Raw genomic sequence first — 13,819 nt, 5'->3', positions numbered from 1 at the left:
CCATCGGGCAAGCAGGCCGCCAGCGGTCTGCTACCGTGGGAGTACCCCTCCCCGCGCATTCACCCACAGGTGACTGACCATGGCCCGCACAACGCCCATCGAGCTGTACCGCAATATCGGCATCGTCGCCCACGTCGATGCCGGCAAGACCACCACCACCGAACGCATCCTGTTCTACACCGGGGTCAACCACAAGATGGGCGAGGTGCATGACGGCGCCGCGACCATGGACTGGATGGCCCAGGAACAGGAGCGCGGCATCACCATCACCTCGGCCGCCACCACCGCGTTCTGGCAGGGCTCGACCAAGCAGTTCGGCGACAAGTTTCGCTTCAACATCATCGACACCCCCGGCCACGTCGACTTCACCATCGAGGTGGAGCGTTCGTTGCGCGTGCTCGATGGCGCAGTGGTGGTGTTCAGCGGCGCTGACGGTGTCGAGCCGCAGTCCGAGACGGTCTGGCGCCAAGCCAACAAGTACCATGTGCCGCGCCTGGCCTATATCAACAAGATGGACCGCCAAGGCGCCGACTTCCTGCGCGTGGTCAAGCAGATCGACCAGCGCCTGGGGCACCATCCGGTGCCGATCCAGCTGGCAATCGGTAGTGAGGAGAACTTCATTGGCCAGATCGACCTGGTGAAAATGAAGGCCATCTACTGGAACGATGCCGACCACGGCGCCAGCTACCGCGAAGAAGACATCCCCGAAGAGCTGCAGGCGCTGGCCGACGAATGGCGCGCGCACATGATCGAGGCTGCCGCCGAGGCTACCGACGAATTCATGGAGCTCTACCTCAACGGCGAAGAGCTGAGCAACGAACAGATCAAGGCCGGCCTGCGCCAACGCACCATTGCCAACGAAATCGTGCCGACGGTACTCGGCTCTTCGTTCAAGAACAAAGGCGTGCCGCTGATGCTCGACGCGGTGATCGACTACCTGCCCGCCCCCAGTGAAATCCCGGCAATCAAGGGCACCGACCCGGACAATGAAGAGAAGCACCTGGAACGCCACGCCGACGACAACGAGCCGTTCTCGGCGCTGGCCTTCAAGATTGCCACCGACCCCTTCGTCGGCACCCTGACCTTTGCCCGCGTCTACTCGGGCATCCTCAGCTCCGGCGACGCCGTGCTCAACTCGGTGAAGGGCAAGAAGGAACGGGTCGGGCGCATGGTGCAGATGCACGCCAACCAGCGCGCCGAGATCAAGAACGTCTGCGCCGGCGACATCGCCGCGCTGATCGGCATGAAGGACGTGACTACCGGCGATACCCTGTGCGACCTGAACAAACCGATCATCCTTGAACGCATGGACTTCCCCGACCCGGTAATCTCGGTAGCCGTCGAGCCGAAGACCAAGGCCGACCAGGAAAAAATGGGCATTGCCCTCGGCAAGCTGGCCCAGGAAGACCCGTCGTTCCGGGTCAAGACCGACGAGGAAACCGCGCAGACCATCATTTCCGGCATGGGCGAACTGCACCTGGACATCATCGTCGACCGCATGCGCCGCGAGTTCGGTGTCGAGGCCAATATTGGCAAGCCGCAAGTCGCCTACCGCGAGAAGATCCGCAACACCTGTGAAATCGAAGGCAAGTTCGTCCGCCAGTCCGGTGGCCGCGGCCAATATGGCCATTGCTGGATCCGCTTCGCGCCTGGCGAAGAGGGCAAGGAGGGGCTGGAGTTCGTCAATGAGGTGGTTGGCGGGGTCATTCCCCGGGAATACATCCCGGCGATCCAGAAAGGCATTGAAGAGCAGATGCACAACGGCGTGCTGGCCGGCTATCCGCTGATCGGCCTCAAGGCTGCGGTATTCGACGGTTCGTACCACGACGTCGACTCCAACGAGATGGCCTTCAAGATCGCTGCCTCGATGGCCACCAAGCAGCTGTCGAGCAAAGGCGGTGCGGTGCTGCTGGAGCCGGTGATGAAGGTTGAGGTTGTTACGCCTGAGGAGTACCAGGGCGACATCATTGGCGACCTGAGCCGGCGCCGGGGGATGATCCAGGAAGGTGAAGAGACCCCGGCCGGCAAAGTGATCAGGGCCGAGGTGCCTCTAGGTGAAATGTTCGGCTACTCGACGCAGATGCGCTCGATGACCCAGGGCCGGGCCAGCTATACGATGGAATTCACCAAGTATGGCGAGGCCCCGGCGAACATTGCCGAGGCGATCATGAAGAAACAGGGGGGCTGACAGCGCTGCTGGGTCTGTGCGGGCCTCTTCGCGGGGCAAGCCCGCTTCTACAGGATCACCTATCCGCACAGACCCTCGCAGATCTCAATGCTGCTCCCCCGCCCGCTTGAGCAGCTTCTTGCAGCGCTCCGACAGATGCACCACGCGCAGGTGCTTGCCGGCCTTGGCATACCGCTCGCGCAAGGTCTGCAGTGCGGCCACCGCCGAGTAATCGACAAAGCTCAGGTGCTTGCAGTCGAGCGTCACACTGGCCGGATCACCCGCAGGGTCGAACTGGTTGAGAAACGGCGTGGTCGAGGCAAAGAACAGCGTGCCATGTACCTGGTAACGCTTGCCGCCTTCGCCATCATCATGGCTGTCGGCATACAGCTCACGAGCATGCTGCCAGGCAAAGTTGACCGCGGCGATGACAATGCCGAACAGCACTGCGGCGGCCAGGTCGGTGAACACCGTGACCACCGTCACGGCAATGATTGCCAGTACATCGCTGACCGGCACCTTGTGCAGCACCCGCAACGACGCCCAGGCAAACGTCTGCTGGGCCACCACGAACATCACCCCGACCAGCGCCGCCAGCGGAATCCGCTCGATCAGCGGCGACAGGAACAGCACGAACAGCAGGATCATCCCCCCCGCCACCACGCCGGACAGGCGCCCGCGACCGTTGGAGCTGAGGTTGATCACGGTCTGGCCGATCATCGCGCAACCACCCATGCCGCCGCACAAGCCCGACACCATGTTGGCGGCACCCAGTGCAACGCATTCGCGGTCAGGAAAACCCCGGCTTTCGGTAATCTCGTCGGTGAGGTTGAGGGTCAGCAGGGTTTCCAGCAGGCCGACCATGGCCATCAGCAACGCATAGGGCGCGATGATCTTCAGCGTCTCGAGGTTCCACGGTACCTCGGGCCAGGCCAGCTGCGGCAAGCCACCGGCGATGTGGGCCATGTCACCGAGGGTGCGCGTGGGCAGGTCAAACAGGTACACCAGCAAGCCGACACCGAGGATCGCCACCAGCGCAGGCGGCACGGCGCGGGTCAGCCGCGGCAGCACATAGACCACCAGCATGGTCAGCGCCACCAGGCCAAGCATCAGGTACAGCGGCGAGCCGCTGAGCCAGTGTTCACCGCTCTTGAAGTGCTCCAGCTGGGCCATGGCAATGACGATGGCCAGGCCATTGACGAAGCCGAGCATCACCGGGTAAGGCACCAATCGCACCAGCTTGCCCAGGCGCAGCACGCCGAACAGGATCATCACGACCCCGCCGAGCAGCACCGTCGCCAGCAGGTACTGGACGCCGTGCTGCACCACCAGGGCCACGATCACCACCGCCATCGAGCCGGCGGCGCCGGAAATCATCCCCGGGCGGCCACCGAACAGCGCGGTCAGGGTACAGATGATAAAGGCGCCATAGAGACCCATAAGCGGGTTGAGGTGAGCGACCAGAGCAAAGGCAATGCACTCGGGTACGAGGGCGAACGAGGTGGTCAGGCCGGCGAGGATATCGGCGCGAAGTCGGGCGGGTTTCATGAAGGTCCTGTGATAAGCGATTCTGGCAACCCCACCGCGTCTGCGTGGGAGCGGGCTTGCCCCGCGATAGGGCCCGCGATGTTACGGAAAATGTCTGTCAGCGGCCAGCCTCCTCGCCTTAGCGCACACGCTTCAGGCTTTGCACAGCGAGGTCCAGCGCGCGCTGCATGTCCAGCCGGGCCGAGCGTCCCAGGTCCGGATCGTCCAGCCGACCGCCGCGCTCAGAGGGCAGTATGGGTGCGGTCAGGTCCTCGGCATCCATGGCTTCGAAGTCCTGTTCCACCCCAAGGGTCAGGGCACTGCGGCGCAATAGCATGCGCACTTGCTCCGGCGTCAACGCTGGATTGATCGACAGCATCGCCGCCACCGTGGCCGTCACCAGCGGCGTGGCGTAGGACGTGCCACAGTGCGCTTGCTCAGCCCCAGGCGAGCGTATGCACGCGGCGGCACTGACGTCCACACGCATGTCGATGTTGGAGCTTTTGCGCTTGCGCACGTGCTCGGGATCGCTCACCGGCACTGCCTTGTGACTGCGCTGATGGCCACCCACCACCAGCAACTGATCGGTGATGAACGACGATGGCAGGCGGTACTCGTCAGTGCCCGACCAGGAGGCGCCGTTGCCCGCCGAATTGACCACCACCACGTCAGGATGGGCCTTGCGCAACCACAGGAAAAACTCCTCGAGCAGCTCTTCATAACCACTCATGGCAAGCCCCGAGCGCACCAGCGAGTCGACCTCGTCGCCCTTCACGTTGCGCGCGCCGACACGGTGGATGCCCCAGCTCCAGTTCAACACGCGCACACCATCCTCCACCAGGTTGACCGACGCGGCGATGTTGGCCGTGATGCCGGCATCGGAGTTGCGCTCGACGATCACCTCGAAGCCAGGACTGGCCTTGCCTAGGCTGGATAGAAAGCCGCCATTGGCCGCAGCTCCGGCGAGGATCCCGGCAACATGGCTGCCGTGGCTCTCTGGCTTGTCGCCATCGCGGGCGTAGACACAGGTCTGGCCACGGCTGCAGGGCCCTCGATAGCCGGCAAAGGCTGGCGCATCGAAGTCAACCTCGCGCTCGATCACACCGACCCTGATCGGCTTGACCGCGATCGACGACGCCTGGATTCGCCGTTGGTAGAAGTACAGCGCGTCCATGAAGCGGTTCGCGGCCCACTCGTCTGCCTGGTTGATCGAGCCGCTCGCAGGCCCTGCGCCCTCCTCGCCAGGCTCGGGCGACGACTCCTCGATCACTACCGCATCGACGCTGGTTTCGCTCCCCATGCGCAGGACCATCGCATCGCGTTCGACCAGGTTGTGTACCGGCAGGCGCAATTGGTAAATATTCAGCGGCGGGATGGCGCCGATGACCTTTGCGCCGAATTTATCGGCGATGCGCTGGGCTTCCTTGCGCCCATCATGCTTCTCTTCGATCAGCACGCTGACCAGGTCCAGGTAGGTGGTCAAACCGTCCATGTTCTTTGCCACTTCGGTGGGACCAGCAGCCACCACATGACTGCGCTGTTGCGTAAGCCAGACCGGGTTGCTTTGCTGACCCTCTGCTTGAAGCCAAAGGGGAGCACTGGGAGCAGCGCCTGCCTGGAGCGTGAACCTGAGCCTGTCGCCTTCGCGCTGCACATCTGCTGCCGGCAACCTGCGCTCACCCAACCAGAGCGTTGGCGTCTGCCCGGTCATGCCTTCGGCACGCAGACACCAGTGTTGCTGCGGACTGTCACCGAGCAGGTCGGTACACCGTTGCAGTTGTTTGATACGCAATGAATCCTGCGCAGCCAGGGCTGGCGAAAGCAGGCACAGCAGCACGGGCAGCAGGTGTTTCATCCATGCCTCGCAGTCGTTGAATGGCCTTGCCTTTGCGACTGTGCGCACAAATGAAAGGTTCAGCCACAACACTGACCTTGATCGCAGGCAAGACCCGGACAAATTTGCCATCATGTTCATTCCACTTGCGGAGATCATGGACATGCCGCTACGCCCCCTCATCGCCTCCCTGCTGTTGGCCGCCAGCCTCACCGCTCAGGCTGCCACCGAGGTCGTGCCTTTGCAGCACCGCAGCAGCGCCGAGCTGCTGCCGACCGCCCAGTCCTTTCTGGGCAAGGACGGCAGCGTCAGCGCGTTCGAGAACAAGCTGATCGTCAATGCCAGTCCGGAGCGCATCGACGACTTGCGGACCCTGCTGCAACAGCTGGACACCGCGCCCAAGCGTCTGCTGATCAGCGTCGACAACAACGACAGCAACTTCCAGGATAACCGCGGCAACGCCCGAGTCATCCGCTACGGCACCGCCAATCGCGAAGGCGGGTTGCAGCAGATACAGGCCAGCGAAGGCCAACCGGCACTGATCCAGGTCGGCCAGAGCGTGCCGATCACCAGTAGCAGTACCGACGGTTATGGTCGCGTTCAGACCGACACCGAATACCGCAATGTGACCCAGGGTTTTTACGTAACCCCAAACGTCAGCGGCGAGACGGTCAGGTTGGCAATCAGCAGCAATAATGACCGTATAAGCGACGAACGTCCTGATGTAGTGAAAGTGCAAAGTACCGACACAACCGTCACTGGACGGCTCGGCGAGTGGATCACTCTGGCCGGGTTCAATCAGCAGAGCCAAGCCGAACGCAACACGTCAAGCCACAGTTACAGCACCCAACGCGGTGAAAACATGACATTGCGTGTCAAAGTCGACCTTCTCGACTGATCCCAGGCAATTCAAGGCCTCGACCAAAGGCCTTGAAACTGACTGCCGAGTCGCATTAGACGAAAGATGTAGTAAGCATAAAAAAGCACTACAAAACATTTGACAGGTACTTTTTGCCGAGGGCATGATGGCCTCGCTCCCGCTAATCAGAGCCCCTGGCAAGGGTCTTCGAGGCGCGCTCCTCCCACCCCTGGAGGCGCCTCGTGTCTATACGGCCCACAAGGCGGTTCGACCGGATTGCGACTGCACGAAGAAGTTGTCCCGAGGGACGGAAGCGCATCACCGCAGTCATCAGGCAAACCATGTCGCACCGCAGCAAGGCATCCACGAGCCGACCTGCCGCACTACGTTGCCCGCCCTGCACCCTCTTTCCCCTTCGAGCCTTCGCGTTTGCCGTCGCACTACCGCCGAACAGGACAGCCGCCAGGCTTCTGATCCGCGACTTTGAGCATCAGCACAATTACCCCAAGATCGATGCGACGAGGTTTATTTCCATGGCACTGACACGCGAACAGCAAATTGCAGCCCTCGAGAAAGACTGGGCCGAGAACCCGCGCTGGAAAGGCGTGACCCGTACCTACACCGCCGCTGATGTCGTTCGCCTGCGTGGCTCGCTGCAACCGGAGCACACCCTGGCCCAGGTGGGTGCAGAAAAACTGTGGAAGCTGGTCACCCAAGGTGCCCACCCGTCCTTCCGCCCCGACAAAGATTTCGTCAACTGCATGGGCGCCCTCACCGGTGGCCAGGCAGTGCAACAAGTGAAGGCCGGCATCCAGGCCATCTACCTGTCCGGCTGGCAGGTTGCCGCCGACAACAACTCGGCCGAGTCGATGTACCCCGACCAGTCGCTGTACCCGGTAGATTCGGTGCCGACCGTGGTCAAGCGCATCAACAACTCGTTCCGCCGCGCTGACCAGATCCAGTGGAAAGCCGGCAAGAACCCAGGCGACGAAGGCTACGTCGACTACTTCGCGCCGATCGTTGCCGACGCCGAAGCCGGTTTCGGTGGCGTGCTGAACGCCTACGAACTGATGAAGAACATGATCGAAGCGGGCGCCGCCGGCGTGCACTTCGAAGACCAGCTGGCCTCGGTGAAAAAATGCGGCCACATGGGTGGCAAGGTACTTGTACCGACTCAGGAAGCTGTACAGAAGCTGGTGGCCGCGCGCCTTGCAGCTGACGTTGCCGGTGTACCGACCATTATCCTGGCCCGCACCGACGCCAACGCCGCCGACCTGCTGACCAGCGACTGCGACCCGTACGACCAGCCGTTCGTGCTGGGCGAGCGGACCCGTGAAGGCTTCTATAAAGTGCGCGCCGGCCTCGACCAGGCGATCGCCCGCGGCCTGGCCTATGCGCCGTATGCCGACCTGATCTGGTGCGAAACCGCCAAACCGGACCTGGACGAAGCGCGGCGCTTTGCCGAAGCGATCAAGAAGGAGTACCCGGACCAGTTGCTGTCGTATAACTGCTCGCCGTCGTTCAACTGGAAGAAGAACCTCGATGACGCCACCATTGCCAAATTCCAGCGCGAGCTGTCGGCGATGGGCTACAAGCACCAGTTCATCACCCTGGCCGGCATCCACAACATGTGGCACGGCATGTTCAACCTGGCGCACGACTATGCGCGCAACGACATGACCGCGTACGTCAAGCTGCAGGAGCAGGAATTCGCTGACGCCAGCAAGGGCTACACCTTTGTTGCGCACCAGCAGGAAGTGGGCACCGGCTACTTTGATGACATGACCACGGTGATCCAGGGCGGCGCCTCGTCGGTGACGGCGTTGACCGGCTCTACTGAGGAAGAGCAGTTCCACTGATGTAGTGGGTTTGCACATGGACTGAAGGAAGCTCAGGACCCCGCGAGGGTGCCTGGGCTTTTTTCATTCAGAGGTGCCGGGAGGGGCGCGCAGGGCAAATCCCAGGATCAGGTCTATGCTTCACCCATAACGACAAACAGCAAGGACTGCCCATGTCCCGCCCCACCAGCCTTCTGGCCCGGGCCGTAGCTGCCTCTCATCCCCATGCAGCGGCGCCTTCCAGAGCCCTACTGTCTATCACAACTCATGCCTGCCAGCGGGCTGCACTCACGGCAAAGACCTATCCCAATCGCCAAAGTATTGATCCAGAGCGGTACACAGGGATAAGAAAACTGCTAGAACAAGAGTCTTTCGCATTTGCAAGCCCCCGCGTGAGCGCTATCAACTTTGCACGGCACGAGGCAATTAAAGAACGTGGCGAAGCCTCAAACGATATTAATTATCATTACGCAACTTGAGCAACGTTACCGATTGCAAGAAACATAATTAACAAAACCACCCGCAATGCCCGAAAATCAAGGCTTTCAGCCAGTTACGAAGGGTTTTTGTTGTTAAACCTATGAATTAATTTGCTATAGAAATTTTACTTGCATCAGGTTTACCCATAAAATCAGCGCGATTGATTCAGCTGCGACATTTGGTCACTGCACCTGCGACACCACGTCGCCGCGTTACTTATTTCAGACTGCAGAGCTGGGTCTCTGTATAAGGATCTCTAGCATGTCCGATTCGGCAGGACTCATCGCCCACAACTGGGGCTTTGCCATCTTCCTCCTGGGTGTCGTCGGCCTGTGTGCCTTCATGCTCGGCCTATCCAGCCTGCTCGGTAGCAAGGCTTGGGGCCGCGCCAAGAACGAACCCTTCGAATCCGGCATGCTGCCCGTCGGCAGCGCCCGCCTGCGCCTGTCCGCCAAATTCTATCTGGTCGCGATGCTGTTCGTGATCTTCGATATTGAAGCCCTCTTTCTCTTTGCATGGTCTGTGTCCGTCCGCGAAAGCGGCTGGACCGGGTTCATCGAAGCTCTCGTTTTCATAGCAATTCTGTTGGCAGGTCTTGTCTACCTTTGGCGCGTCGGGGCTCTTGATTGGGCTCCCGAAGGTCGCCGCAAGCGGCAAGCGAAGCTGAAACAATGAGGCTTTGGCATGCAATACAATCTCACCAGAATCGATCCGGATGCGCCCAACGAGCAGTATCCGGTCGGTGAGCGGGAAACCGTCACCGACCAACTGCTAGAGGACCAGGTCCACAAGAACATCTACATGGGGAAACTCGAAGATGTGCTGCGTGGCGCGGTCAACTGGGGTCGCAAGAACTCCCTCTGGCCGTACAACTTCGGCCTGTCCTGCTGCTACGTGGAAATGACCACGGCCTTCACGGCACCCCACGACATCGCCCGCTTCGGCGCCGAAGTCATCCGGGCATCGCCGCGTCAGGCCGACTTCATGGTCATCGCCGGGACCTGCTTCATCAAGATGGCGCCGATCATTCAGCGCCTGTACGAGCAGATGCTCGAGCCAAAATGGGTCATTTCCATGGGCTCGTGCGCCAACTCCGGCGGCATGTACGACATCTACTCGGTCGTTCAAGGGGTCGACAAGTTCCTCCCCGTGGACGTCTACGTACCCGGCTGCCCGCCGCGCCCTGAAGCATTCCTGCAAGGCTTGATGCTGCTGCAGGAATCGATCGGCCAGGAACGACGCCCGCTTTCCTGGGTGGTTGGTGATCAAGGCATCTACCGTGCCGAGATGCCCGCCCAGAAAGACCTGCGTCGTGAACAGCGTATTCAGGTCACCAACCTGCGCAGCCCCGACGAAGTCTGATCCAGCGACCTGCCGCCCGCTCCCTTGGAGCCGGCGGCCTGGCTTCATTCTTTACGTTGACCCAAAGCGACCGAGACCATGACAGCGGACAACGCTATTTTCATTCCGCCTTACAAGGCTGACGACCAAGATGTGGTCGTCGAACTGAACAACCGTTTTGGCGCCGACGCGTTCGTCGCCCAAGAGACCCGTACCGGCATGCCTGTGCTGTGGGTCAAGCGCGCCCAGCTCAAGGAAGTCCTGGCGTTTCTGCGCAATGTCGCCAAGCCGTACAGCATGCTGTACGACCTGCACGGCGTCGACGAGCGCCTGCGCACCCAGCGCCGCGGCCTGCCGGCGGCTGACTTCAGCGTGTTTTACCACCTGCTGTCGGTGGAACGTAACAGCGATGTGATGATCAAGGTGTCGCTCAGCGAAGGCGACCTGAACCTGCCGACCGTGACCGGCATCTGGCCGAACGCCAACTGGTACGAGCGGGAAGTCTGGGACATGTTCGGCATCGACTTTGCCGGCCACCCACACCTGAGCCGCATCATGATGCCGCCCACCTGGGAAGGTCACCCGCTGCGCAAGGACTACCCCGCCCGTGCCACCGAGTTCGACCCCTACAGCCTGACCCTGGCCAAGCAACAGCTTGAAGAGGAATCGGCACGCTTCAACCCGGAAGCCTGGGGCATGAAGCGTCAGGGCGCCAACGAGGACTACATGTTCCTCAACCTCGGCCCCAACCACCCGTCCGCGCACGGTGCGTTCCGTATCGTCCTGCAGCTGGACGGCGAAGAGATCGTCGACTGCGTACCGGACATCGGCTACCACCACCGTGGTGCCGAGAAGATGGCCGAGCGTCAGTCCTGGCACAGCTTCATCCCCTACACCGACCGTATCGACTACCTCGGCGGGGTGATGAACAACCTGCCGTACGTGCTCGCGGTCGAGAAGCTGGCCGGGATCAAGGTGCCGCAGAAAGTCGACGTGATTCGCATCATGCTCGCCGAGTTCTTCCGCATCACCAGCCACTTGCTGTTCCTGGGTACCTATATCCAGGACGTCGGCGCCATGACCCCGGTGTTCTTCACCTTCACCGACCGCCAGCGCGCCTACACCGTGATCGAAGCGATCACCGGTTTCCGCCTGCACCCGGCCTGGTACCGCATCGGTGGCGTCGCCCACGACCTGCCGCGCGGCTGGGAGAAGCTGGTCAAGGACTTCGTCGAATGGCTGCCCAAGCGCCTCGACGAGTACAACAAGGCTGCCCTGCAGAACAGCATTCTCAAGGGCCGGACCATCGGCGTGGCCGCGTACAACACCAAAGAGGCCCTCGAGTGGGGCGTCACCGGTGCCGGCCTGCGTTCCACCGGTCTGGACTTCGACCTGCGTAAAGCCCGCCCCTACTCCGGCTACGAGAACTTCGAGTTCGAAGTACCGCTGGCCCACAACGGCGATGCCTACGATCGCTGCATGGTCCGTGTCGAGGAGATGCGCCAGAGTATCCGCATCATCGACCAGTGCATGCGCAACATGCCGGAAGGCCCGTACAAGGCGGATCACCCGCTGACCACGCCGCCGCCGAAAGAGCGCACCCTGCAGCACATCGAGACCTTGATCACGCACTTCCTGCAAGTCTCGTGGGGCCCGGTCATGCCGGCCAACGAGTCGTTCCAGATGATCGAAGCGACCAAGGGCATCAACAGTTACTACCTGACGAGCGACGGCGGCACCATGAGCTACCGCACCCGGATCCGCACCCCAAGCTACCCGCATCTGCAGCAGATCCCTTCGGTGATCAAAGGCAGCATGGTCGCGGACTTGATCGCGTACCTGGGCAGTATCGACTTCGTTATGGCTGACGTGGACCGCTAAGCATGAACAACACGCTTATCCAAACCGACCGTTTCGCCCTGAGCGAAACCGAGCGCTCGGCCATCGAGCACGAGATGCACCACTACGAGGACCCGCGCGCGGCGTCCATCGAAGCCTTGAAGATCGTCCAGAAGCAGCGCGGCTGGGTACCGGACGGCGCCATCTACGCGATCGGCGAGATCCTCGGCATCCCGGCCAGTGATGTAGAAGGTGTCGCCACCTTCTACAGCCAGATCTTCCGCCAGCCGGTCGGCCGCCACATCATCCGCGTCTGCGACAGCATGGTCTGCTATATCGGCGGCCATGAATCGGTCGTCAGCCAGATCCAGAGCGAGCTCGGCATCGGCCTCGGCCAGACCACCGCCGACGGGCGCTTCACCCTGCTGCCGGTGTGCTGCCTGGGTAACTGCGACAAGGCTCCGGCCTTGATGATCGACGACGACACCTTTGGCGACGTCCAGCCTGCTGGCGTGACCAAACTGCTGGAGGGTTACGTATGACCATCACTTCCTTCGGCCCGGCCAACCGCATCGCGCGCGCAGCCGAAACCCACCCGCTGACCTGGCGCCTGCGTGACGACGGCGAGCCGGTGTGGCTCGACGAGTACCAGGCCAAGGACGGCTACGCCGCCGCCCGCAAGGCACTGGCGCAGATGTCCCAGGACGATATCGTCCAGACCGTCAAGGACGCCGGCCTCAAGGGCCGCGGCGGCGCCGGCTTCCCCACTGGGGTGAAGTGGGGCCTGATGCCCAAAGACGAGTCCATGAACATCCGCTACCTGCTGTGCAACGCGGACGAAATGGAACCCAACACCTGGAAAGACCGCATGCTGATGGAGCAACAGCCCCATCTGCTGGTCGAGGGCATGCTGATCAGCGCCCGCGCCCTCAAGGCCTACCGCGGCTACATCTTCCTGCGTGGCGAGTACACCACGGCGGCGAAGAACCTCAACCGCGCCATCGATGAAGCCAAGGCTGCTGGCCTGCTGGGCAAGAACATCCTGGGCAGCGGCTTCGACTTCGAGCTGTTCGTGCACACCGGCGCCGGGCGTTACATCTGCGGTGAAGAAACCGCACTGATCAACTCCCTCGAAGGCCGCCGTGCCAACCCGCGCTCCAAGCCGCCCTTCCCGGCCGCCGTTGGCGTGTGGGGCAAGCCGACCTGTGTGAACAACGTCGAGACCCTGTGCAACGTGCCGGCGATCGTTGGCAACGGCGTCGACTGGTACAAGTCGCTGGCCCGCGAAGGCAGCGAAGACCACGGCACCAAGCTGATGGGCTTCTCCGGCAAGGTGAAAAACCCAGGCCTGTGGGAACTGCCGTTCGGCGTGCCGGCCCGCGAGCTGTTCGAAGACTACGCCGGTGGCATGCGCGATGGCTTCAAGCTCAAGTGCTGGCAGCCTGGCGGCGCCGGTACCGGCTTCCTGCTGCCCGAGCACCTCGATGCGCAGATGTACGCCGGTGGCATCGCCAAGGTCGGCACGCGGATGGGTACCGGCCTGGCCATGGCGGTCGATGACAGCGTCAACATGGTTTCGCTGCTGCGCAACATGGAAGAGTTCTTTGCCCGCGAGTCGTGCGGCTGGTGCACCCCATGCCGTGATGGCCTGCCGTGGAGCGTGAAGATGCTGCGCTCGCTGGAGCAAGGCCAAGGTCGCGCCGAAGACATCGAGACCCTGCTCGGTCTGGTCAACTTCCTCGGCCCTGGCCGCACCTTCTGCGCCCACGCACCGGGCGCGGTCGAGCCGCTGGGCAGTGCCATCAAATACTTCCGCTCGGAATTCGAGGCCGGCGTCGCCCCTGCTACTGGCAGTGACGCCCTGCGCCCGAACCTGGCGAAGCCGATCCCGACCGGGCCGGTCGTGGTCGGCGCATAACAAGATGCAGCGCGGG

The 13,819-nt window shown here is 62.1% G+C and carries 10 protein-coding genes; 8 read left to right on the top strand and 2 right to left on the bottom strand.

Annotation, left to right across the window (positions count from 1 at the left end):
* The first annotated feature begins 79 nt into the window (after positions 1-79).
* A complete protein-coding gene (gene fusA, locus J3B00_RS11330; RefSeq protein WP_209867595.1) occupies positions 80-2,188 on the top strand; it encodes an elongation factor G in 2,109 nt (702 codons plus the stop codon).
* Positions 2,189-2,272: 84 nt separating this feature from the next.
* Here fusA and J3B00_RS11325 read toward each other — a convergent pair whose 3' ends face one another.
* Positions 2,273-3,715: a SulP family inorganic anion transporter gene (locus J3B00_RS11325; RefSeq protein WP_209867594.1), complete on the bottom strand. Its 1,443-nt coding sequence runs from the start codon at positions 3,713-3,715 to the stop codon at positions 2,273-2,275.
* Positions 3,716-3,833: 118 nt separating this feature from the next.
* A complete protein-coding gene (locus J3B00_RS11320; protein WP_209867593.1) occupies positions 3,834-5,549 on the bottom strand; it encodes a S8/S53 family peptidase in 1,716 nt (571 codons plus the stop codon).
* Between the two features lie 112 nt (positions 5,550-5,661).
* Between J3B00_RS11320 and J3B00_RS11315 the strand changes: the two genes are divergently transcribed.
* The 7 genes from J3B00_RS11315 to nuoF all read left to right on the top strand — a co-directional run bounded on the left by J3B00_RS11315 (position 5,662) and on the right by nuoF (position 13,803).
* The gene (locus J3B00_RS11315) at positions 5,662-6,426 is read left to right on the top strand and encodes a secretin N-terminal domain-containing protein (RefSeq protein WP_245362526.1); all 765 of its coding nucleotides are present in this window, start codon (positions 5,662-5,664) and stop codon (positions 6,424-6,426) included.
* 494 nt (positions 6,427-6,920) lie between these two features.
* Positions 6,921-8,246: an isocitrate lyase gene (gene aceA / locus J3B00_RS11310; RefSeq protein WP_209867592.1), complete on the top strand. Its 1,326-nt coding sequence runs from the start codon at positions 6,921-6,923 to the stop codon at positions 8,244-8,246.
* A 720-nt stretch (positions 8,247-8,966) separates the two neighbouring features.
* Entirely contained in the window at positions 8,967-9,380 is a 414-nt protein-coding gene (locus tag J3B00_RS11305; protein WP_201199660.1) for an NADH-quinone oxidoreductase subunit A, read from the top strand.
* A 9-nt stretch (positions 9,381-9,389) separates the two neighbouring features.
* Positions 9,390-10,067 (top strand): NADH-quinone oxidoreductase subunit B, encoded by a 678-nt coding sequence (locus J3B00_RS11300; protein WP_101318390.1) that lies wholly within the window; start codon positions 9,390-9,392, stop codon positions 10,065-10,067.
* 78 nt (positions 10,068-10,145) lie between these two features.
* Positions 10,146-11,927, top strand: a complete 1,782-nt coding sequence (nuoC, locus tag J3B00_RS11295; RefSeq protein ID WP_209867591.1) for an NADH-quinone oxidoreductase subunit C/D — start codon at positions 10,146-10,148, stop codon at positions 11,925-11,927.
* Between the two features lie 2 nt (positions 11,928-11,929).
* Entirely contained in the window at positions 11,930-12,427 is a 498-nt protein-coding gene (gene nuoE / locus J3B00_RS11290; RefSeq protein ID WP_119142581.1) for an NADH-quinone oxidoreductase subunit NuoE, read from the top strand.
* Positions 12,424-13,803 (top strand): NADH-quinone oxidoreductase subunit NuoF, encoded by a 1,380-nt coding sequence (gene nuoF, locus J3B00_RS11285; protein WP_209867590.1) that lies wholly within the window; start codon positions 12,424-12,426, stop codon positions 13,801-13,803. Before nuoE ends, nuoF begins: the two co-directional genes overlap by 4 nt.
* Positions 13,804-13,819 lie beyond the last annotated feature (16 nt).

Source organism: Pseudomonas sp. BP8, from assembly GCF_017875955.1.
Lineage (GTDB): Bacteria > Pseudomonadota > Gammaproteobacteria > Pseudomonadales > Pseudomonadaceae > Aquipseudomonas.
This window is presented reverse-complemented; position numbering and strand designations above follow the sequence as displayed.

What these genes read in the sequence shown, in the direction of transcription:
- J3B00_RS11325 (WP_209867594.1), bottom strand. Translation starts at nt 3,715, where the DNA reads ATGAAACCCGCCCGACTTCGCGCCGATATCCTCGCCGGCCTGACCACC.
- nuoE (WP_119142581.1), top strand. Translation starts at nt 11,930, where the DNA reads ATGAACAACACGCTTATCCAAACCGACCGTTTCGCCCTGAGCGAAACC.
- J3B00_RS11320 (WP_209867593.1), bottom strand. Translation starts at nt 5,549, where the DNA reads ATGAAACACCTGCTGCCCGTGCTGCTGTGCCTGCTTTCGCCAGCCCTG.
- aceA (WP_209867592.1), top strand. Translation starts at nt 6,921, where the DNA reads ATGGCACTGACACGCGAACAGCAAATTGCAGCCCTCGAGAAAGACTGG.
- nuoF (WP_209867590.1), top strand. Translation starts at nt 12,424, where the DNA reads ATGACCATCACTTCCTTCGGCCCGGCCAACCGCATCGCGCGCGCAGCC.
- fusA (WP_209867595.1), top strand. Translation starts at nt 80, where the DNA reads ATGGCCCGCACAACGCCCATCGAGCTGTACCGCAATATCGGCATCGTC.
- J3B00_RS11300 (WP_101318390.1), top strand. Translation starts at nt 9,390, where the DNA reads ATGCAATACAATCTCACCAGAATCGATCCGGATGCGCCCAACGAGCAG.
- J3B00_RS11305 (WP_201199660.1), top strand. Translation starts at nt 8,967, where the DNA reads ATGTCCGATTCGGCAGGACTCATCGCCCACAACTGGGGCTTTGCCATC.
- J3B00_RS11315 (WP_245362526.1), top strand. Translation starts at nt 5,662, where the DNA reads ATGTTCATTCCACTTGCGGAGATCATGGACATGCCGCTACGCCCCCTC.
- nuoC (WP_209867591.1), top strand. Translation starts at nt 10,146, where the DNA reads ATGACAGCGGACAACGCTATTTTCATTCCGCCTTACAAGGCTGACGAC.